This is a genomic window from Chromatiales bacterium, from assembly GCA_014323925.1.
Lineage (GTDB): Bacteria > Pseudomonadota > Gammaproteobacteria > Poriferisulfidales > Oxydemutatoraceae > SP5GCR1.
The window spans coordinates 100,705-121,036 of sequence record JACONC010000006.1; the positions used below are offsets into that span (position 1 = coordinate 100,705).

A 20,332-nucleotide genomic window follows, 5' to 3' on the forward strand; every position below is an offset into this window, starting at 1 on the left:
GATTACAATGAAAATAGCAATTCTGAAAGAAATTCAAGATGGTGAAAGTCGCGTTGCGGCATCACCAGATAGTATCAATCACTTTATCAAGTTAGGTTATGAAGTCGTCGTTGAGAAAGGAGCGGGTGTTGCCGCCGATTTTAGCGATGCTGCCTATAGAGAAGCCGGTGCCGAAATCAGCGACGATAGTAAATCACTATGGCAACACAGCGATATAATATTAAAAGTTAAAGGACCTACACAACAAGAAGCCGAATTACTGACTGAGCATAGCATACTAATATGCTTTATCTGGCCGGCACAAAACAAAGAGCTGGTTGACAAACTTAAGCACAAAGGTAGTACGGTATTGGCGATGGATCAAGTGCCGCGTATTACCCGTGCGCAAAAGCTCGATGCGCTGAGTTCAATGGCAAACATTGCTGGTTATCGCGCAGTCGTTGAAGCATCCAATCATTTCACCCGTTTCTTCGGTGGGCAGAGTACTGCTGCCGGTCGTGCAGCACCGGCTAAGGTGCTGGTCATTGGTGCCGGAGTAGCCGGACTAGCAGCCATTGGTGCCGCGCGATCAATGGGCGCTATCGTGCGCGCGTTTGACACGCGCCCTGAAGTTGCGCAACAGATCGAGAGCATGGGAGCAGAGTTTTTGACCATCGACATGGAAGAGCTTGGTAGCGGTAGTGGTGGCTATGCCAAGCAAATGAGCGACGCATTCCTAGAAGCTGAGCGCGCATTGTTTTTAGAGCAAGCCAAGGAAGTAGACATTATTATCAGCACTGCTTTGATCCCTGGCAAACCGGCACCGCGCTTAATTAGCGTTGATGCCGTCAAAGCACTAAAGGCTGGTAGCGTAGTTGTTGACCTTGCTGCTGAACAGGGAGGCAATTGTGAGTTAACCGAAATGGATAAGGCGGTAGTCAAACAGGGAGTTACGATAATTGGCTATAGCAACCTGCCGAGTCGGATGGCATCTCAATCAAGTCGTTTCTATGCCGCCAATTTGCAACATTTATTAACCGATATGACCCCTGAGAAAGACGGTAACTTAGCGATTAATTTGGACGATCAAGTCGTGCGCGGCATGATAATCACGCATAAAAAAGAGGTGTTGTGGCCACCACCGGCGAGTGCTCAGCCACCACCCAAACCACAAGTGAAACAAGCGGAAGCGGTTGTTGAACAAACCGTCGCTGAGCCACCGCGCAAACGGCTATTTAAGACACTGCTATTCAGTGCCATTGGTTTAGGTTCTCTATTGGCTCTAGGCCAAGTGGCACCAGCGTCATTTATGACGCATTTCACGGTGTTTGTACTGGCTTGCTTTGTCGGTTGGCAGGTGATATGGAATGTCACTCCAGCACTACACACACCGCTGATGAGTGTTACCAATGCAATCAGCGGCATCATTATCATTGGTGCTTTGGTACAAACCGTTAGTAGTACTTCAGTTGTTCTGTGGTTAGCGATTATTGCTGTATTGGTCGCTATGATTAATGTCGCTGGTGGCTTTTTGGTTACCTATCGTATGTTGAATATGTTTCGTAAGAGTTAAGAGGTTTTATCGGATGATTAGTCAAGGTTTAATCACTATGTCATACGTCATTGCTGGCGTATTTTTTATACTCAGTTTAGGCGGCTTGAGCCACCAAGAAACCGCTCGCCGCGGCAACTTATTCGGCATCGCCGGCATGATTATTGCACTGGCGATGACACTGGCTGCTCTGCAAATCATTCGCGTTGAATATCTATTGCCGGCAATGCTGATTGGTGCGGCTATAGGCGCCTTTGCTGCTAGCCGTGTGGAAATGGTACAAATGCCACAATTGGTTGCTTTGCTACATAGCTTTGTGGGTGTCGCTGCTGTATTGGTCGGTTTTGCCAACCATTTAGATCCGAATATTCAATATACTGGCGTTGAGCATACGATACATGCGGTAGAGATTTACTTGGGAATTTTTATCGGTGCAATTACATTTACCGGTTCTGTGGTAGCTTTCGGGAAATTACAAGGTGTTTTTTCAAGCAAACCACTGATGCTGCCGGCGCGACATCTTATCAATCTACTGATTGTTATCGTCACGGTTATCTTGGGTTATTTGTTCTTGACCGCGTCAGCCGATACCGCCTGGTTTAGTTTGTTGATAATGACCGCACTTGCTTTATTGCTGGGTGTTTTTTTAGTGGCAGCAATCGGCGGTGCTGATATGCCGATAGTGGTGTCCATGTTAAATAGCTATTCAGGCTGGGCAGCTGCGGTGACCGGCTTTATGCTGAACAACGACCTGCTGATTATTACCGGAGCACTGGTGGGTTCGAGCGGTGCGATTTTAAGTTATATTATGTGCCGTGCGATGAACCGCAGTTTTATCAGTGTGATACTCGGTGGTTTTGGCACCGACGCTGGTAGCGGTGCCGATGTCGAAGGTGATATTAAGGAGATCCACGCCGATGAGACTGCTCGCATACTCAAAGAGGCATCGTCGGTGGTGATTGTGCCAGGCTACGGTATGGCAGTAGCGCGGGCACAAAATGCTATCAGTGAACTCGTCAAACTATTACGAGAGCAAAAAATCAATGTTCGCTTTGCAATACATCCAGTCGCTGGTCGTCTGCCAGGACACATGAATATCTTACTTGCTGAGGCCGATGTGCCTTATGACATTGTCATGGAGATGGATGAAATAAACCCTGACTTGCCTGATACTGATGTGGTGATGGTCGTCGGTGCAAACGATATAGTTAATCCACTTTCCGAAGATCCGAATAGCCTGATCGCCGGTATGCCAGTGATAGAAGTTTGGAAAGCCGCCACCGTGATTGTATTCAAGCGCAGTATGGCGACCGGCTATGCTGGTATAGATAATCCGCTATTCTTTAACGAGAACACCCGCATGCAATTTGGCGATGCTGAAGCCAGCGTGCGCTCTATATTGCAAAATCTATAAACTACCATGCGTCAGTAGAGCTGAAGGCATAGATCATATGCTCAATTATTTAGTTTTAGAAGAGAATATTGACCTCCCTATTGTTGTGCCGTTGTGCCATCTTGTGCGATCAGTACAAGTATTTACACACAGTATTCAATCCGCTCCCACAACGAATAATATCAATTTCTTCATGTTAATTTCTAGTGGCTCTCAGCAAATATAGCTAGACTTGCTTTGATCTGATGCGATGGATACACGATTACACGCGCCCAAGCAGTCATCTGTTTAATTGTTGGAAATACTAGAGAGTATCGTTTCTCTCAAATTAATCCACCAAAGGGTATTACGGTGACCGAATCACCTGCCGATACTTTTGATGTATCCTCTGACAATACGATGAAGCAGTCGGCTTTACTCACCGAACTCAATATGCCCGAACCTTGTGAGCCAGTAGATGAGACTTGCAGGTCGCCGTCATCAGACATGACTAATTTGCCGCGTTGAAATTCGGTACGACCAGGACGTTTGTGTAGGTCATTCAGTACGGTTGCTTTGATCTTGAGTATAGTTTGGGTATTATCTCCGCTCATTTTTTTCAATGCTGGTTGTACGAATATATAGAAAGTCGTCATCACCGAAACCGGATTGCCGGGCAGACCAAAATAGAGTTTCTGACCTATCTTGCCGAAGGCCAGTGGGCGCCCTGGTTTCATCGCGATCTTCCAAAAGCTGATGTCGCCTATCGCTTCAAATACTGCTTTAGAATAATCAGCTTCTCCGACTGAGACACCGCCGCTGGTTATAATCACATCGTGTTCTAATGCGGCGGCTTCAAAGGCGGCTTTGAGTGCTTCAGGCTGATCTCCAACGATGCCTAAATCGGTTACTTGTACATTGATTCGCTTGAGCATAGCGTATAAGGTATAGCGGTTGCTGTCGTATATCTCACCTTTAGCCAACGGATTTCCTACTGCGCGTAATTCATCGCCAGTTGAGAAGAAGCAGACTTTTAACCGACGGTATACTCTGAGTTGAGCCATACCTAAAGAGGCTGCCAAGCCAATATCTGCCGCGGTCAATTTCCTGCCGCGTTGCAAAACCATATCGCCAATTGCAATATCTTCGCCTGCGTATCGCACATTCTGGGCTTGGCGGTGCTGATTGTTGGCAATGGTTATGGTATTGCCGTCTTGTATCACATGTTCTTGCATAACTACGGTGTCGGCACCTTCGGGCATCACTGCGCCAGTCATAATACGTATACATTCACGGTAGCGAATCGATTTCTCAGTAGGATGGCCGGCGAGGGCTGTATCTGTCATTGTGAATCTAGTGTCGGTATCGGTTGCTAAATCGGCGTATCGTATCGCATAACCATCCATCGCCGAGTTGTTATGTCCTGGTACATTAATAGACGATACCAAATCCTCGGCAAGAATTCTGTTTAAGGCATCTTTTAACGCAAGCTGTTCTACGCCTTTGACTGCGTTGGCATTGGCATTGATAGTACGCAGTGCAGCAGCGACGCTCAAGCTTTGCGGGTCATAGTCATCGGCACAGCTGGGTGCAGTTTTAATAGTCATTGTTTTCTTAACATAACATAAGCGGCACCGTCGCCGCCGTCGCCGGGTTTAGCAAACTCGTAAGCAAGCACCTCCGGGTAATTGATGAGATAAGCGCATACAATTTTTTTAAGCACTGGTTTTTCTGATGAAGATAAACCTTTGCCGAAGATTACTAAAAAATACGATATTCCGTCGTTTTGGCATTGCGCAATATAGTCAGTCAGAGCTTCAGCAGCTTCTATTCTGGTATGATGGTGCAAGTCTATACTGTGTGCCTTTATAGTGCTGTAATTTTTCTTAAAGCGACGAAGGCTTGCGCGATTGACGCCATCTTTTTGATACGCCTTCGGAATAGCATCTATATCAAAAGGAATATTTTCTATATAATGAGCATCATAAATCGGTTGCGGGTTCTGTTTAGACACCGTGCCAGTTGACGAGTTGCGTCTCGGCTTGGTTTTTGATTTTTCAAATAATTCGCTGAAATTTAATTCTTTATCGGACATAATAATATTCAAAATTTTACTATAGCGTATTATATGCATATTTTACTTAGTAACGATGATGGCTACCTAAGCCGTGGCACTAAATTACTCTTTGAAGCACTATCGGAATTTGTGCAAGTGACGGCGGTGACACCGACACGCAATCGTTCGGCTGCTAGCAATTCGTTAACTTTGGATCGTCCGTTGCGGACTTACACGATAGATAAGAATTTCTATGCAGTTGATGGTACACCTACTGATTGCGTACATCTCGCGCTCACCGGATTGCTCAAGGACACCACTTTGGATATGGTTGTCTCAGGCATCAATCACGGCCCCAATTTAGGCGACGATGTATTGTACTCTGGCACTGTTGCCGCAGCAATGGAAGGGCGTTTTCTTGGCTTTCCTGCAATTGCGGTCTCGCTTACCAATAGACAACCGACACAAATAAACGGTGCAGTGCGTATTGCCTGTAATTTGATTAAGAGGCTACTGAGCAGTCCGATTTCAGCCGATATTCTCAATATCAACATCCCTGATCTACCTTATGAACAGATCGTTGGTACCGAGATCACTCGTTTAGGTGCACGCCATAAGTCTGATCCAGTGATAGAAACCACCGATCCTCAAGGCAATCCGATTTACTGGGTCGGTGCTTCAGGTAGCGAACAAGATGCCGGTCCGGGCACTGACTTTTATGCAATTAATCATAACCGAGTTTCAATTACACCTTTGGATATTGATTTAACAAATCATAAGCTACTTGCCGAGTTGCGTGAAATATGGAATACCGTATAAGATGAAAGCACAATCGGCTATGCCCAATACGCACATCGCATTCGATTACGCTAGGAAAGAACTCATCCGTTTACTTCGTAACAAAGGTATTCGCGACGAGCGAGTATTGCAAGCCATGCACGATGTGCCGCGTCATCTTTTTACCGATGCTGAATACACCCACTTGGCATACCAAGATCAATCACTGCCTATAGGACACGAACAAACGATCTCGCAGCCTTATGTCGTCGCTTATATGACACAGACATTGATAGAAAAGGATATTGATGTGGTGTTGGAGGTAGGCACTGGTTCGGGTTATCAAACGGCAATTTTGGCACAACTTATTCCGCGAGTTTTCACGGTTGAGCGTATTCCCGACTTATCGCGCAAAGCGCGTGCTTTATTGAAAAAATTAGGCTATAAAAATATTCATTTTAGAATCAGCGACGGCAGTTTGGGATGGAAACAGTTTGCACCCTATCAAGCGATTATCGTAACTGCTGCAGCCGACACTGTTCCCGAAAAACTGTACCAGCAACTGGCAACCAAAGGTCGTATGATTATCCCTCTAGGGCGTCAGAACGAAGTACAGCAACTTACTTTGTTGACATCGACGATACGCGGATCTAATCAGCAATCGTTGTGTAAAGTGCAGTTCGTACCTTTAATTGAAAAGCGCGACTAGCTAATGATTTTCCGAGGATTATATAAAAAAACAACGGCTTGGGCGAAGCGTCCGCAGGCACTCAAATACTTATACGGTTTGAGCGTTGCAGAGTCGGTATTTTTCCCGGTGCCGCCGGAAGCTTTAATGATACCTATCTGTTCTATGCAAACCCAACGCGCATTGTATATTGCATTCTGGGTTACAGTCTGTTCGGTTATCGGTGGTTTAATAGGCTATGGAATAGGCTATTTTTTATTCAATCAAATAGAACCTCTCATCAAGTTATCTGATTATTATCCGGCTTATTTGCAATCGGTAGAATTATTTAACGAGTGGGGTGCATGGATTATTTTGATTGCAGCTTTCAGTCCGATTCCATATAAATTATTTACCATCAGTGCCGGTGTATTGGCGCAGAGCTTACCCATTTTTATTTTCGCGTCCTTAGTTGGCAGAGGTGGACGGTTTTTTTTAATCGCACTGCTATTGCGCTATGCAAGCCCTCGTTTATTGCCTTACATGGAAGATCGTATTGAAATTTTCGGTTGGGCAACCGTAGCGGTTTTAGTATTGGTTATCTATATCTCGTATGTAATATGAGCGTTTTGTCTAAACTATTAACGATATTATTGATGGCTGTCTTATTGTCGGCGTGTGCTACGCAGCAGGAATACTGGATAGATGAAGTAAAAGTTCGTTTATTTGCCGAGTCTTATACGGTAAAAAAAGATGATACACTTTATAGCATCGCCTGGTTATACGAATTAGATTATCGTAACTTAGCACAGTGGAACAATATCAAAGCACCGAATTATTTGATTTATCCCGGTCAAAAATTGCGCTTGAAAGCACCAGAATCAGCTACGCTGCCGGTGAAAATCGCACCTCGCAAAGCAGTCAAGCCATCCGGCTGGCAATGGCCATTAGATAATCCTGAAGTCAAACAATTACCGAGTTCTAATGCGGTTTTTATGAAAGGCACACCATCTGAAGCTGTGCACGCAGTAGCCAACGGTACTGTAGTCTACAGTGGTTTTAATTTGAAACATTATCGCGGGTTGATTATTATTAAACATGAAAATGATGTTTTTAGTGTGTATGGGCATAATAAAGAGGTTTTCGTCGCCGAAAAAGAGCAGGTTGAATCAGGGCAAGAGATTGCTCGGTTATCCGACCAACAAGACGATGCAAAGCTATATTTTGAATTAAGACAAGCGAATAAACTACTAAAATTAGCCAATTATTTACCGAATATAAAAGTATCTATCAGCGATGTCCACTGAGCAATTTTACAGAATACAACGGCTGCCGCCTTATGTTTTCAATATCGTTAATGAATTAAAGCAAGCAGCGCGTGGGCGCGGCGAGGATGTCATAGATCTGGGCATGGGCAACCCCGACCAGCCAGCGCCTCAGCATGTCATCAACAAACTGATTGAAACCTGTCAGCGTAAAGATACGCATCGTTATTCTATGTCTAAAGGTATTCCTAGGCTGCGCGCGGCGATTTGTAACTGGTATAAGCGTAAATACAATGTTGAGCTGGATGCCGAAAGTGAAGCAATCGTTACGATAGGTTCTAAAGAAGGTTTAGCACATCTTGCGCTGGCGATGCTAGGTCCCGGCGACTGTGTGTTGGTACCTACGCCGGCCTATCCTATACACCCCTACGGTTGCGTCATTGCTGGTGCCGATGTGCAATATCTTACACTCAATAGCGACGATGATTTTTTCGATAGCTTACAACGAGCAATACAAAATAGCTGGCCACGCCCTAAGCTGTTGATACTTAATTTTCCATGTAATCCGACTACACAGTGCGTGACGATAGATTTTTTTGAAAAAGTGGTTGCTATTGCGCGAGAGCATAATATTTGGGTCGTCAACGATATTGCTTATGCCGAGATTGTCTTTGATGGTTATCAAGCACCGTCTTTGTTGCAAGTGCCAGAGGCTAAGGAGATAGGCGTCGAATTTTACTCTTTATCAAAGACTTATAATATGCCGGGATGGCGGGTTGGCTTTATGTGTGGCAACAGCACTTTGGTGCAGGCGTTGGCAAGGATGAAATCTTATTTAGATTACGGTTTATTTACACCTATACAGGTTGCAGCTATTAGTGCTTTGGAAAACTCTCAGGCGTGTGTCGCTGAGACTATTGCGTTATATGAAAGTCGGCGTGATGTATTATGCGACGGTTTGGATAAAATAGGATGGCATTTTGAAAAACCTAAAGCAACCATGTTTGCCTGGGCACCGCTACCGCAGGATTATGCCGATAAGGGATCATTGGAGTTTTCAAAATTTTTGCTCAAAGAAGCAAATATTGCGGTGTCGCCGGGTATTGGTTTCGGTAAGAACGGTGACACCCATGTACGCTTTAGTTTGATAGAGAATAAACAACGCATCAGGCAGGCAGTTAGGAATATTAAACGAGCACTAGGATAGATATAATGAAACAAAATAAGCGCATGAAAATCGGCTTGCTAGGTTTAGGCACGGTCGGTTGCGGTATGATTGAGGTGTTGAACCGCAACACCGCCGAGATAGAAAGGCGGGCCGGGTGTAGGCTTGAAGTGGTGGCAGCGACCGCGCGAGATCTGCGCAAGCAACGAGCGGTAGATTTATCAGCGACACCGTTGGTTGCCGATGCTAGACAAATTGTTGAACATCCGGAAATTGATACCGTTGTTGAACTCATAGGAGGCAATCAGCCAGCCTACAGTTTGATTATGAAAGCGATTGAAAACTCTAAGCATATAGTGACCGCAAATAAAGCGTTGATTGCCAATCATGGCAACGAGATATTCAATGCTGCTCGCCAGCGTGGTGTGATGGTAAGCTACGAGGCGGCAATTGCTGGTGGGGTACCGGTGATTAAAGCCATACGCGAGTCGTTGGCGGCAAACCGTATTCATAGCATAGTCGGGATTATAAATGGCACATCCAACTATATACTAACCGAAGTAGAGGACAAGCAGCGGAGCTTCGCTGAAGCATTAGCCGAAGCACAGCGACTAGGCTATGCTGAAATGGATCCTAGCTATGATGTCGACGGCATTGATACTGCACACAAGCTAATGATTATGGCAGCTACTGCGTTTGGTATTCCACTGCAATTCAATGCAGTGCACATCGAAGGCATTCGCAATATAGAAGTGCAAGATGTTGCTTACGCTAAAGAATTAGGTTATAAAATTAAACATTTGGGTATCGCCAAGCGCAACGGAGATGGCATAGAGTTGCGCGTACATCCAGCGTTGATACCATTACACTCAATGCTGGCAAATGTATCAGGGGTGATGAATGCCGTATTGATAGATGGCGACGCGGCCGGTGAGACTTTGTATTACGGTGCCGGTGCTGGCGGCGAAGCGACGGCTTCAGCGGTCATTGCCGATCTGATTGATGTTAGCAGAGCTTTGAATGCCGCTCCCGAGTACCGCGTGCCGCATCTTGCTTTCCAGCCCGATGAATTATCAGATTCACCTATTTTAGCGATAGGGCAAACCAAAACTGCGCGCTATTTACGTTTACAAGTAGAAGATAAGCCCGGTGTGTTGGCTGGCATCACCCGCATATTGAGCGAGTTTAATATTAGTATAGAAGCAGTTTTGCAAAAGGATACTGCCACTATTAATAACCCACTGGTGCCGCTGGTGTTGCTGATATATCCAGTTAAAGAGTGCGATTTCAAAGAAGCATTATCTAAGATAGAGGCACTTCCAGAAGTGGCTGATCAGGTCATCAGTTATCGCCTAGAAACTGGTTAGCAAAGTGATGCGCGGACTGATAGAGAAATATAGAGAGTGTATGCCGCTAGCGGCTGATGCCGAAGCAATATCGCTATGCGAAGGGTCAACGCCGTTGATACGATTGCGTAATATCCCCAAGCTATTTGATACAGAACTTGATATTTATGTTAAATATGAAGGCTTGAATCCTACCGGTTCTTTCAAAGATCGCGGTATGACGGTGGCAGTTAGTCACGCAGTTGCACAAAAACAAAAGGCAGTGATCTGCGCATCGACCGGCAATACTTCGGCATCCGCAGCGGCTTATGCAGCGCGTGCCGAGATGCGCTGCTTTGTGCTAATTCCGGAAGGTAAAATTGCTACTGGCAAACTCGCACAAGCAATGATCGAGGGAGCTATGGTTATACAAATTAAAGGAAACTTTGATCAGGGCATGGAGCTTGTCAAGCAAATAGCACAACAATCGGCTGTAGCAGTCGTTAATTCTATCAATCCTTACCGCCTGCAAGGACAGAAGACTGCATCTTTAGAGATTATAGAAACACTCGGTGATGCCCCCGATTATCATTGCCTGCCGGTCGGTAACGCTGGCAATATCTCGGCATATTGGATGGGTTATAGCGAGGCCGCCGGACAACAGAGCTTCTGCATAGAGCAGGCGCGTTCGTCACTAGGTGACGATTATAAATCAGCATCGATTATCGCCACTAAGCGACCTAAAATGTTGGGTTATCAAGCACAAGGTGCGGCACCAATCGTCACTGGACATAAAGTAGATCAACCGGAGACCGTGGCTACTGCAATTAGAATAGGCAACCCGCAAAGCTGGCAAATGGCGTTGCATGCAAGCAAAGAATCGGAAGGCTGGCTTGCTACCTGCAGCGACGACGAGATTCTAGCTGCACAAAGTTTGCTGGCTGATAAAGAAGGTATTTTTTGCGAACCAGCATCGGCGATTTCCATTGCCGGTTTAATGAAAGATATTGTAGCAAAGAAAATAAAAGCCGGTAGCCGTATTGTCTGCACATTAACCGGACACGGTCTCAAAGACCCTGATGTCGCTATTCGTCAATCTACCCATCGTGCAACACAAACCGTAGCACCTGAGTTCAATTTAATCAACGATTTAATCAATCAAAACTGATCATTGATAAGGTTGGTTACTAGGTAGCTATTCAATAGCTTCCAGTATTGGCTCAAAAGCGTACAGCGACGGCCGCCGTCCTCTGCCGGGGTATATTTTGCTAATAATTCCCGCTCGCTCTAGGGTGAGTAGCAGTCGTGCTATGCTGGGGCGAGGAATTTTTGCTTGTCTATTAAGTTGAGAGCTTGTGAAAATAGGGTTTGGAATAATAAAATAGACGATATTTGTAATATATTGTGAGTGAGTGACTTGTTGTATTTCACCTATGAGCTCGTCTTTTATATTGATAATTTTTTGTGCTTTTTCAGCATTGCGTTGCGATTGTGCGATGACCGCTTTCAGAAAAAAAATAATCCATTGTTGCCAATTACCATGGGTGGTTATATTATTCAGATGCTTGTAGTAGTCGTCGCGATGCGCTTCTAGATATTCACTGAGATAAAGGCAAGGTGCCGATATAATCCCTTTGGAATAAAGAAATAGCGGGATTAAAAGACGCCCGATTCTACCGTTGCCATCCCAAAAGGGATGAATAATCTCGAATTGAGCATGAACGATAGCTGCTTGGACTAATACATCTTTTTCATCATCGTTCATGTATTTTTCTAAATTTGAAAATAACGCTTCAATGTGCTGTGCATCTGGTGGGATATAACTTGCTTGCTCACGCGTTCCGCCTAAGGGGCCTACGAATACTGGACCAGTGCGGAACTCGCCCGGGGTCTTATTTTTACCTCGCACGCCAGACAACAACATCCGATGCGCTTTTTTCAATACCCGACCTGACAATTTTAATGATTCAAGGTCTTTAGATGCAGACACTACAGCGGCACGGTAATTGATAACTTCTTGTATATCGTCTCTTTTTTCTGTCTCTATTTGTCCACCTGCTTGGAACCGCAATACTTCGTCTAGGGTTGCCTGAGTGCCTTCAATGCGGGAAGAGAGAGTGGCTTCTTGCATCTCAAGAGGTGATAATAATAGATTTGCATCAGGCAAATTTTGCAGTAATGCATCAAAATATGCCAGCCCACGATGTCCTCTGCTTATAAATGAAAGTAATTCATTCCAAGTTAAAGATTGTAATGGTAATTGTTCGGGTATATGCGCTTTTTTCATACTTTTGTATCAAATTTATGGCTAAGTGATACATTATAGCATAATAATCTATTTGTGTATCATTTTTATACTAATATGAGTAGCAAGTAGTTTTGTGTCTCATGTATGAAGCACTATAAACTTTGTGTCTCATAATTATATCTAAATGAGTAGCAAGCAGTTTTGTGTCTCATGTATGAAGCACTATAAACTTTGTGTCTCATAATCACATCTAAATGAGTTGCTATAATTGTTATATTTTATATATCTACCCAGTAAACTACAATGCTCAGCAGTGCTACCAGCTGGCCTGTAACAGACAAGTAGTTTTATAATTTAATCCAGTGCAATAAAAGTTCCGTTGCTTTGCCGTGCGACCTCGCGCATCAAGGTTGAAAGGCGAAGAATGTCGCCGCCTTGTTGATTGTAGAAACCAATGCCGTGGATGCGAGCAATGGGTTTACCGGTTGACGGGTCGGTGTTTAACCTGGCAACGGTTTGCAGCACCGGATCATACGATGAGCCGGTATAGTCGTCTCCTAAGATATAGATTGAGACTTTCATACCACGCTTCACATAACGCCTCAATGCTTCTTGTAACCCTTCTACTGGGCTACTGTTTGAAAATGCCTGCCAAGTCCTGAGTAGCCGTAACACCCGACTGCGTAGACTAGGTGTGTCGTTGAGCCATTTCCCCTTATATGCGGATATCAGGGGTATGCCATTGTCATTGAGTATCTGAAAACCTTTGACTTCGGGATGTATATTCAATATATTTTCCATTTCCCGCATCACTCTAGCCCAGATTTCTTGCATAGAACCTGAAGTGTCAACAATGAATATGATGTGGTCAGCATCCACTGGTATACCACCGGCGTAGATTTCTTCTGTGACATTAGAGTCGGCACTGATCGTCGCCGAGGGTGATTTTAGTTTTTGCCTGAGTGCAGTGACCTCCGCACTGAGTCTGGTATTCTCTGACTGCATCGCGCTAAGCGTTTGTGTCGCTTTGGTAATGGCATTTTTAAGTTGCGTTTCTTTATTGCTTTGCTGGTTCAGCGTTGATGAAAGCTGCTGTGATTGAGATTTGATATCACTGTCCAATGTTTGGGCTTGACTGAATGTTCTGATTAATTCGGCAATGCGTTCTATGTCAACTGTTCCTCCGACGATCGTTGATTTAGAAAGCAATACAAGCAGTACTACGGCACCAAAGCCACAAGATATGACATCTAAGAATGATAGATTGAATATCTCAAAATTGCGAGAGCGTCTTTTTACGGCCATGATGATTCAGGCGATATAAGCATGCCGTCGCTTCTAGCTGTCCATTGCCAGAATGCACCGGCAGCGTCGGAGTCACCTTCCAAAGCTAGCAGGATCACATTGACTGGTGCATTTTCTTTGTACGACAAAATGATATTGTTAAGCAATTTGATTCTGCACTTGCCGCTGATATTTTTTGCGGTACCAATAATAGAGTTGCAACCGGAGAAAAACGACTTTACTGCACCAATTCTTCCGATACGGCCTTGAGTAGGTAAACCGTCGGTTACTAAATAAACATTTGAAAAACCGACTGCAACATTGCGCATTAAAGCAATGGCTGCGTGTAGATTAGTGCCGCCTTCAGGTACGAGTTGCTTGAAGTCAGATAATACCGTCGCCGCGTCTTTAATATCACCTCCTTTTTTCCATCCACTACCACCGATGATCGCAGCTTGTTCAGCAAAGTGAATGATTTGATAGTCGCTACCTGCGGGTACTTTGGCTACCAACCATTCAACGATACGCTGTGTGCGTTGCCACTTAGGGCTTTGCTGGCGTTCTACTGGCGATGCAATTTTGTAACGAATAATATCTATCAAACGTTCCTCAGTCATCGATGCACTACTATCGACCAATATAACAATTTTCCTACCTTCTACTGTTAAACCCAGCAGGTAATCTTCCAATCCTCTGTTCACTACTGGCACTGGGGCAGGGGGGGCTTGAGTCGCTATGTCGGCTTGTGCTTGTAGTTTTTCCAGTTGTGCTTGCAATGACTGGCGCGTATCTTTTGTTGTATTGATATTCGCCACCAGACTTAACAACTGCGCATTGAGCTTTGCCAACATAGCCTGGCTAGCGTCGGCTTGGTTCTGCAATACTGCTACGGATTGTTGTGATTGAAGGTTTTGTGATTCTAAAACTGCGATGTCGGCTTGCAGTGCAGAGGATTGTTGGTCGGGTAGTTCCGTTTGAAATTTGACTAACATCAATATCAGTATGACAGCACCCAAGCCGCACGACATAACATCGAGGAAAGCGATGTTAAATCCTTCGGTCTTTCTTTTAAGATGTCTCACGACCAGATGATGATTAACTTTTTCCTATCGGATTCATAATATGCGTCTCGCAATAAGCTCTGATATCAACGATAAGCCCGTCTTGTATCCTCTGTAGTTGATGTAGTAAGAGCATCAAGAATATGCTGATAATGAGCGCGACCAGAGTGGAATTAAATGCAATTCCCAAGCTATTCGTCATGCCGGCGATATTACCAGCAAGCGCTTGGTCAGCTTGCGATAATGCTTGTCCTATACCGCGCACAGTACCAATAAAACCGATCGAGGGTATAGCCCATATCAAATAGCGGATCATCGAGTTTTCTGCCTCTATACTCAATACCAATGCATCCATTTTTGCATCGATCGCCTCGGCAGTGTAATGCACATCTTTAGTGATTAGGAATCGGTCTAGACCTACCATCAGTGTTTGCACCAGAGAAGTTTTGACCACATCAGCAGGCAACGCAGCGAGTTGCTCACGCGCCGCTTTGGCAACGGCAATTTTGTTGTTGTCTAGCATATCCGAAAACGCAATTAAGTTTTCGTCAAAGAGATAACGATCTTTGCTGATCGCAATCATTTTACCGACGATTAAATAGCTACCCCATAGCATGAGAATGATGCATATTTCTTGTTCTAAATCCTTTATGATGATAAAGAGGTTGCGTGGCACGGCTTGCCCTTGACTTTCGGCTAGCGCAATGGCAATTTCGGCATTGGGTAGAATAAAACCAATGTACAGCAAATGCACTGCCAACACTGATATAACCAATGCCCCTAAATTTTTAACCATATTTTTAACCATAGATAGCGCTGGCTTAGATGTCAACCGGGAAAGCCGCCGGTGAATTAAGACTCACTGAATAACTGGCAATACCAGCAATCGCAACACCAGTAATCAGCAAGACTATTAATAGTACGAGCATAGCCCGACGCTTTTTGTAGAGCTTATATTTCATAATGGAAGTATAACAAAATACGAAGCGCATGCGTAGTCGGATGAGATTGGAACTTACCGGTAGTGATATCAGGTATTCTCAAATCTTAGAAACATCTATAAACATTGACTCTCTTTTCTATCTGATGGCGTCGTGCATTTGTTTTACAAGTTGCATTTTTTTTACTACACTATTATTTTTGTCAACCTAGGAGGAAGTAAACGCCATGAAAAACAAAGATATCATTGAAATTATGAATAAAATCTTAGAGCATGAACTGGCAGGTGTGGTGCGCTATACGCACTATTCTTTGATGGTTTATGGTTATAACCGTATTCCTGTTGTTTCTTGGCTTCGTGCCCAAGCAACAGAATCTCTCACGCACGCACAACAAGTGGGAGAACATATAACGACTTTGGGTGGCCATCCGTCATTAAAGATAAGCCCTCTTCTAGAGACACATAAGCACACAATAGAAGATATTCTAAAAGAAAGTCTGGAACACGAACAACAACAACTAGCTCTATACTATGCGCTTCTTAAAAAAGCACAAGACCAAATCATCTGGCTGGAAGATTTTTCAAGGAACTTAATACTTGAAGAGGAGCAACATATATCAGAAGTAGAAAAAATGCTCAGGCCTCCCGGACACTGAAATTGGCAGTTTATCGGCTATTTCCTACCACTTATCAGTATTGTGAGAAAAACTGCATATTAGCAAGGGATAATCAGATAGCTTGCTGTTAGGCAAGTACATCTTTTTAATTTTTGACTAAGGAGTGTATAATGTCACACAAATCAGCCTTAAATAAAATATTTTTAAAAATCCCTGATACAACTGATAGGGAGGTAAATATGGCAATAGATAGCTTTGCCCAAATGAATAATTCAGCCATCAAGGATGCCATCAAAGATTTGGAGGCTCGGATGGCAACTAAGGATGACATCAGAGATTTAGAAGCTCGGATGGCAACTAAGGATGACATCAAAGATTTGGAAGCTCGGATGGCAACTAAGGATGACATCAAAGATTTGGAAATCAAATTGAGTTGGCGGGCAGTTTATTTGATTGTCGCAATAATGGCATTGAACTATTCGGCTATGGGTATCACTTTGTATTTCATAATGTCTTAATTGAAAAGGCTATAGATAGGTTTCCTACATATACTCAATAGATATAGCGGGCGATACGAAAGCCTCTGTCATCGGCTTTGCCAACTGCGCGTAGGCGGTAGGCGGAGCGTAGTTCGGATAAGGTGCCAGAACGCCAACTGGAGCCTTTGACGACATGACCGCTACTACCAGTGTTATAAGCATTGCCCAGTGGGTCGTTGCGTGTTTCGTTAGTAGTGTCCACGCTGTAGACATCGTGGGTCCATTCAGAGACATTGCCGACTAGGTCGTATAGACCTGCTTTATCAGGTGGAAAAGATGCGATCGGTGCGAGTTCTGGATAGCCGTCGTTATAGCGGGGGATATAAACCGCAACATTGTTTTTGGCACTTTCGTCGGCAAGGTTTCCTACCGCTTTGGGAAGGGTGGTTTGGTTGCCCCAAACAAATTGTGTCGGTGCGCTACGTTTTGCGTAGCGTGCTAGCCATTCCCACTCCGCTTCGCTGGGTAGGCGGTATCCGATGCTAGCCGAGTTGTAGCCGACAATTGTATTATTATCAGTGATATAGAAAGAGGGTAGTTTTTCTCGCGCGCTCAGCCAGTTGCAGAACAGTGCCGCATCGTTCCAAGTAATATTATTGATTGGCAGATTAGACACCGGAGTTCGCTGATTGTATGCACGATAGTGTTGTGCTGACACTTCGCTACGGCTGATATAGAAGGCTCTAGTTAAGCGTACAGTGCGCAAAATTTCGTTGGCGCGTTGTCCTTTTTCGCTACGATGCGCGCCCAGTTCGAAGCGCTGTGTTTTGTCAGGCTTGAATAATAGCAATTCTATACCGACGGAGTTTTTGAATAGTGCAGGGCTTTCACTTAAGTTCGCTTGTTGTTCGGTTAGTAGTACTTCGTTAACTTGTATTGTTCGTTGGCTGTTAGGCTGTACAGTCCTCCTAACACTGCGATAGCCGGGTTTGGAGAGTTCGATAGTATGCGGTATGGTATTCAGTGTGACGGTTTGCGGTGTATCTCCACTGGCTCTGCCGTTTATTTTAATGCTGGCTGACGGGGTGGCGTTGATAATAACTGTGCCGAATTCCTTAATCAATGAGATAGAAATGTTCTCTTGCTGCGCAGGCTTCAATGTCCGTTTGATAGTTTTAGAGGCATAACCCGCTTTGGAATAGCTGATAATTTTTTCGCGCATTGCATCCAGTGCCACTGGCTTATTGTTGATAGTCATTGTTTTGCCGTCAATCAACAGTTGTCCGCCGAGTGGGTTGAGCGTAAAGTTCACCAGAGCCTTTTTGTAACTGAGTCGATAGTTTCGCTCGATTTCAGGCTGCTGATAGGTGATTTCAATGTCTTCGTCTATCGTTTCAAAGTCGGGTGTTTGTATGCGTAAACGATAAATACCACCGTCACGCATCAACCTAAGTGGTGTTTGTCCGACTAATTCGTCGTTCAGTAGCAGCGGTATCCCCTCAGGTATCGACGATATATTAATGTGTCCCTGTATCGCTGCTAACTCAAAGTGTAGTGTTTTTTCTTCGGCACGAGTCAATTCAATAGAGGTTGTTTGTGGTTGATAGTAAGGATGCGAGACCTCAACACTATAGCGACCAGGTTCTAGCGTAGCTTGTAGACTTGCTCCACTGCCTGCTGGTTTGGCATTGATGCGCCATTGTATTTGCGAATCGGCAGGTGTTGCGGTGGCTTTGATGAGCGCCGGCGCCTCGCGAAGTTCAACGATGATACGCCGCTCAAGTTCATTGCGCACTAGAGTGATGGTTTCGCTAATGAAGCCGGTTGCCGAGATTTCCAGTTCGGCTGTGGATGACAGCAGATAGACTTTATCGTGTTGCACCCATCCCCAACCGCTTAGTATGCGTTGTGCTTGATTTGCTGCAGCTTCGGGTAAAACTTCTACGACGGTTGCCTTAATCCAGAAGAGGAACACGAAGAGGACAATGATGATGATTGCGATTGCACCGCCGGTAGCAATAATTTTTTGCCAAAAAGATCTTCGGCTTTTGCGAAAATGTGCTTCAGATAGGTTCATCACAAACTACTCTAACAGTCGTTGCTTGCCTTGGTTTTATATACACTTCAACGAGTTTATCCTTGTAGCCTTTGCGTTCTCCTTTGAATAGGTAGCGACCCGGCTTCAAGCCTGCTTTTAATTGATATTCGCGCACTTTCCCAATGACGCCGACACCCATCACTGATACATAAGTTTGACCGTCTGAGTAAACTGTCACTGCAACTGCCGTTGACATCTCCGCAAGAGCGGTGTTTAATCGTCCGATGAGTCGTCGCAGCTGTGCGCTGTATACGGCAGCTTCATTACTGTCTTCGGCAATTTGTTTCATAGCCAGTGCGATTTGTTCGTCAGCTAGTCGTTCGGGTCTTTCTAATGCTTGGCGGATAGTATCAGTATATCGATTAATTTGCATTGCGAGTTGCACCCGTTTTGTTATGTCGGCATTGTCGGGAAATATCTGCAGTGCTTGTTGATAGTAGTTTTGTGCGGCCTGCCAATCGTCGTCTTGTCCGGCGGTTTCGGCTTTGCTAACCAAGTTTTGATACGAGAGTTGTTTACCGATTTGTGTAGCTCTGGCTGTGAGCGGCTGCAGCGACGGATGCGTTGCATCTATTTGTTTGATTTGCGAGAGCAGTGTTTGCGCCTGTTTGATATTACTCTTATCCAAGGCTTGAGAGGTGCGATGCAATAAGTCATCCAACTTTAATTGTTGCTGCTTTTCGACTAACAACTGGTGTCTTGTTACTAAGGTTGTATCATAAGGGTCTAGTTTAATTGCTTGATCGAGCAAGTTTATTTCATCACTAAGATTGTTTTCAATCCTCGCTACATCGGCTTTTGCAACGAGTGCAGCCACCGCGTTCATCTTGCCAATGCGCTCTTTTAATAGCAATGCGTCGGAGTTTTTTGGCAAGTAACGCAGTGCATTGTTTATTGCTGTGGTCGCCGGCATTATTTGCTGTGTTGCAAATGCTTGCTGTGCTTCAGCAAATGTTGTATTAAAGTTTTGTCGTTGTTGTAATTGTAGCTGCGATACTTTCGCAAAAGTATCATCAAGATGGTTTAATGCCTCAGTAAGCCGATTTTCGCCAAAAGCTCTGATTGCTCTCTGCTCTTGTGCTTGTAGTATGGTAATATTTTCAGGTGACCATGCTGCCAGATTGAGTGCTTCTATTTGTGCCTTTACTTTATTTTCATAGGTATTCATCATCGCAATATATTTTTGTCGTAGTGCTGCGCGTTGCTCGTTGTTTAACGATGCGTCGTAATCGGCGGTGTTATTTTGTGCTGCAGATGGATCTGCTGAGTGTTCATCTACCGTGACTGATGTCGCATCAGTGCTAGTTATGTCTACGCGCCCGTAGAGTAATACCGCAATCGCAACGAGCATCAGCACTGCAACCGCTATAGCGTTGATGATCAGGGCGTGTTTTTTAGTTTTTTTTTGCTCTTTGAATTGTAGTTTATTCAATGTGCGCAAAGCGTG

20 protein-coding genes are annotated in these 20,332 nt (G+C 44.6%); 11 read left to right on the top strand and 9 right to left on the bottom strand.

Going from position 1 to position 20,332, the window contains the following annotated elements:
- The first annotated feature begins 7 nt into the window (after window positions 1-7).
- Together GDA45_04065 and pntB are read left to right on the top strand one after the other, a co-directional pair.
- Window positions 8-1,552, top strand: coding sequence for a Re/Si-specific NAD(P)(+) transhydrogenase subunit alpha (locus GDA45_04065; GenBank protein ID MBC6414094.1), 1,545 nt, complete (start codon window positions 8-10; stop codon window positions 1,550-1,552).
- 16 nt (window positions 1,553-1,568) lie between these two features.
- Window positions 1,569-2,945: a Re/Si-specific NAD(P)(+) transhydrogenase subunit beta gene (gene pntB / locus GDA45_04070; GenBank protein MBC6414095.1), complete on the top strand. Its 1,377-nt coding sequence runs from the start codon at window positions 1,569-1,571 to the stop codon at window positions 2,943-2,945.
- Between the two features lie 302 nt (window positions 2,946-3,247).
- On the opposite strand, the gene GDA45_04075 is transcribed toward pntB, so the two are convergent.
- Entirely contained in the window at window positions 3,248-4,510 is a 1,263-nt protein-coding gene (locus GDA45_04075) for a molybdopterin molybdotransferase MoeA (protein ID MBC6414096.1), read from the bottom strand.
- Window positions 4,507-4,998, bottom strand: coding sequence for a Smr/MutS family protein (locus GDA45_04080; protein MBC6414097.1), 492 nt, complete (start codon window positions 4,996-4,998; stop codon window positions 4,507-4,509). The genes GDA45_04075 and GDA45_04080 overlap by 4 nt, the downstream gene beginning before the upstream one ends.
- 33 nt (window positions 4,999-5,031) lie before the next feature.
- Here GDA45_04080 and surE point away from each other — a divergent pair, with 33 nt between their 5' ends.
- From surE to GDA45_04115, 7 genes are read left to right on the top strand one after another with little or no spacing between them, the layout of a single operon-like run.
- Window positions 5,032-5,778: a 5'/3'-nucleotidase SurE gene (gene surE, locus GDA45_04085; protein MBC6414098.1), complete on the top strand. Its 747-nt coding sequence runs from the start codon at window positions 5,032-5,034 to the stop codon at window positions 5,776-5,778.
- A 1-nt stretch (window position 5,779) separates the two neighbouring features.
- Window positions 5,780-6,445, top strand: a complete 666-nt coding sequence (locus tag GDA45_04090; protein ID MBC6414099.1) for a protein-L-isoaspartate(D-aspartate) O-methyltransferase — start codon at window positions 5,780-5,782, stop codon at window positions 6,443-6,445.
- Between the two features lie 3 nt (window positions 6,446-6,448).
- The gene (locus GDA45_04095; protein MBC6414100.1) at window positions 6,449-7,027 is read left to right on the top strand and encodes a DedA family protein; all 579 of its coding nucleotides are present in this window, start codon (window positions 6,449-6,451) and stop codon (window positions 7,025-7,027) included.
- A 5-nt stretch (window positions 7,028-7,032) separates the two neighbouring features.
- Complete coding sequence (locus tag GDA45_04100; GenBank protein MBC6414101.1) at window positions 7,033-7,710, top strand: peptidoglycan DD-metalloendopeptidase family protein; 678 nt, start codon at window positions 7,033-7,035, stop codon at window positions 7,708-7,710.
- Window positions 7,700-8,875, top strand: coding sequence for an alanine transaminase (alaC, locus tag GDA45_04105; protein ID MBC6414102.1), 1,176 nt, complete (start codon window positions 7,700-7,702; stop codon window positions 8,873-8,875). The genes GDA45_04100 and alaC overlap by 11 nt, the downstream gene beginning before the upstream one ends.
- A gap of 5 nt (window positions 8,876-8,880) precedes the next feature.
- On the top strand, window positions 8,881-10,200 hold the full coding sequence (locus GDA45_04110) for a homoserine dehydrogenase (protein MBC6414103.1): 1,320 nt from the start codon (window positions 8,881-8,883) through the stop codon (window positions 10,198-10,200).
- Between the two features lie 7 nt (window positions 10,201-10,207).
- Window positions 10,208-11,326, top strand: coding sequence for a threonine synthase (locus tag GDA45_04115; protein ID MBC6414104.1), 1,119 nt, complete (start codon window positions 10,208-10,210; stop codon window positions 11,324-11,326).
- Window positions 11,327-11,353: 27 nt separating this feature from the next.
- Here GDA45_04115 and GDA45_04120 read toward each other — a convergent pair whose 3' ends face one another.
- From GDA45_04120 to GDA45_04140, 5 genes are all read right to left on the bottom strand, one after another.
- Window positions 11,354-12,445, bottom strand: a complete 1,092-nt coding sequence (locus tag GDA45_04120; GenBank protein ID MBC6414105.1) for a Fic family protein — start codon at window positions 12,443-12,445, stop codon at window positions 11,354-11,356.
- 315 nt (window positions 12,446-12,760) lie between these two features.
- Window positions 12,761-13,711, bottom strand: a complete 951-nt coding sequence (locus tag GDA45_04125; protein ID MBC6414106.1) for a hypothetical protein — start codon at window positions 13,709-13,711, stop codon at window positions 12,761-12,763.
- Window positions 13,702-14,772, bottom strand: a complete 1,071-nt coding sequence (locus tag GDA45_04130) for a VWA domain-containing protein (protein ID MBC6414107.1) — start codon at window positions 14,770-14,772, stop codon at window positions 13,702-13,704. The genes GDA45_04125 and GDA45_04130 overlap by 10 nt, the downstream gene beginning before the upstream one ends.
- A 13-nt stretch (window positions 14,773-14,785) precedes the next feature.
- Complete coding sequence (locus tag GDA45_04135; GenBank protein ID MBC6414108.1) at window positions 14,786-15,559, bottom strand: MotA/TolQ/ExbB proton channel family protein; 774 nt, start codon at window positions 15,557-15,559, stop codon at window positions 14,786-14,788.
- A 13-nt stretch (window positions 15,560-15,572) separates the two neighbouring features.
- Complete coding sequence (locus GDA45_04140) at window positions 15,573-15,713, bottom strand: hypothetical protein (protein MBC6414109.1); 141 nt, start codon at window positions 15,711-15,713, stop codon at window positions 15,573-15,575.
- Window positions 15,714-15,918: 205 nt separating this feature from the next.
- Between GDA45_04140 and GDA45_04145 the strand changes: the two genes are divergently transcribed.
- The gene (locus GDA45_04145) at window positions 15,919-16,347 is read left to right on the top strand and encodes a bacterioferritin (protein MBC6414110.1); all 429 of its coding nucleotides are present in this window, start codon (window positions 15,919-15,921) and stop codon (window positions 16,345-16,347) included.
- Between the two features lie 131 nt (window positions 16,348-16,478).
- Entirely contained in the window at window positions 16,479-16,826 is a 348-nt protein-coding gene (locus GDA45_04150) for a hypothetical protein (protein MBC6414111.1), read from the top strand.
- 34 nt (window positions 16,827-16,860) lie between these two features.
- Here GDA45_04150 and GDA45_04155 read toward each other — a convergent pair whose 3' ends face one another.
- Complete coding sequence (locus GDA45_04155; GenBank protein ID MBC6414112.1) at window positions 16,861-18,864, bottom strand: SUMF1/EgtB/PvdO family nonheme iron enzyme; 2,004 nt, start codon at window positions 18,862-18,864, stop codon at window positions 16,861-16,863.
- Window positions 18,851-20,317 carry a hypothetical protein gene (locus GDA45_04160; protein ID MBC6414113.1) on the bottom strand — a complete coding sequence of 489 codons (1,467 nt, stop codon included), beginning with the start codon at window positions 20,315-20,317 and terminating at the stop codon, window positions 18,851-18,853. Before GDA45_04160 ends, GDA45_04155 begins: the two co-directional genes overlap by 14 nt.
- Between the last annotated feature and the right edge of the window lie 15 nt (window positions 20,318-20,332).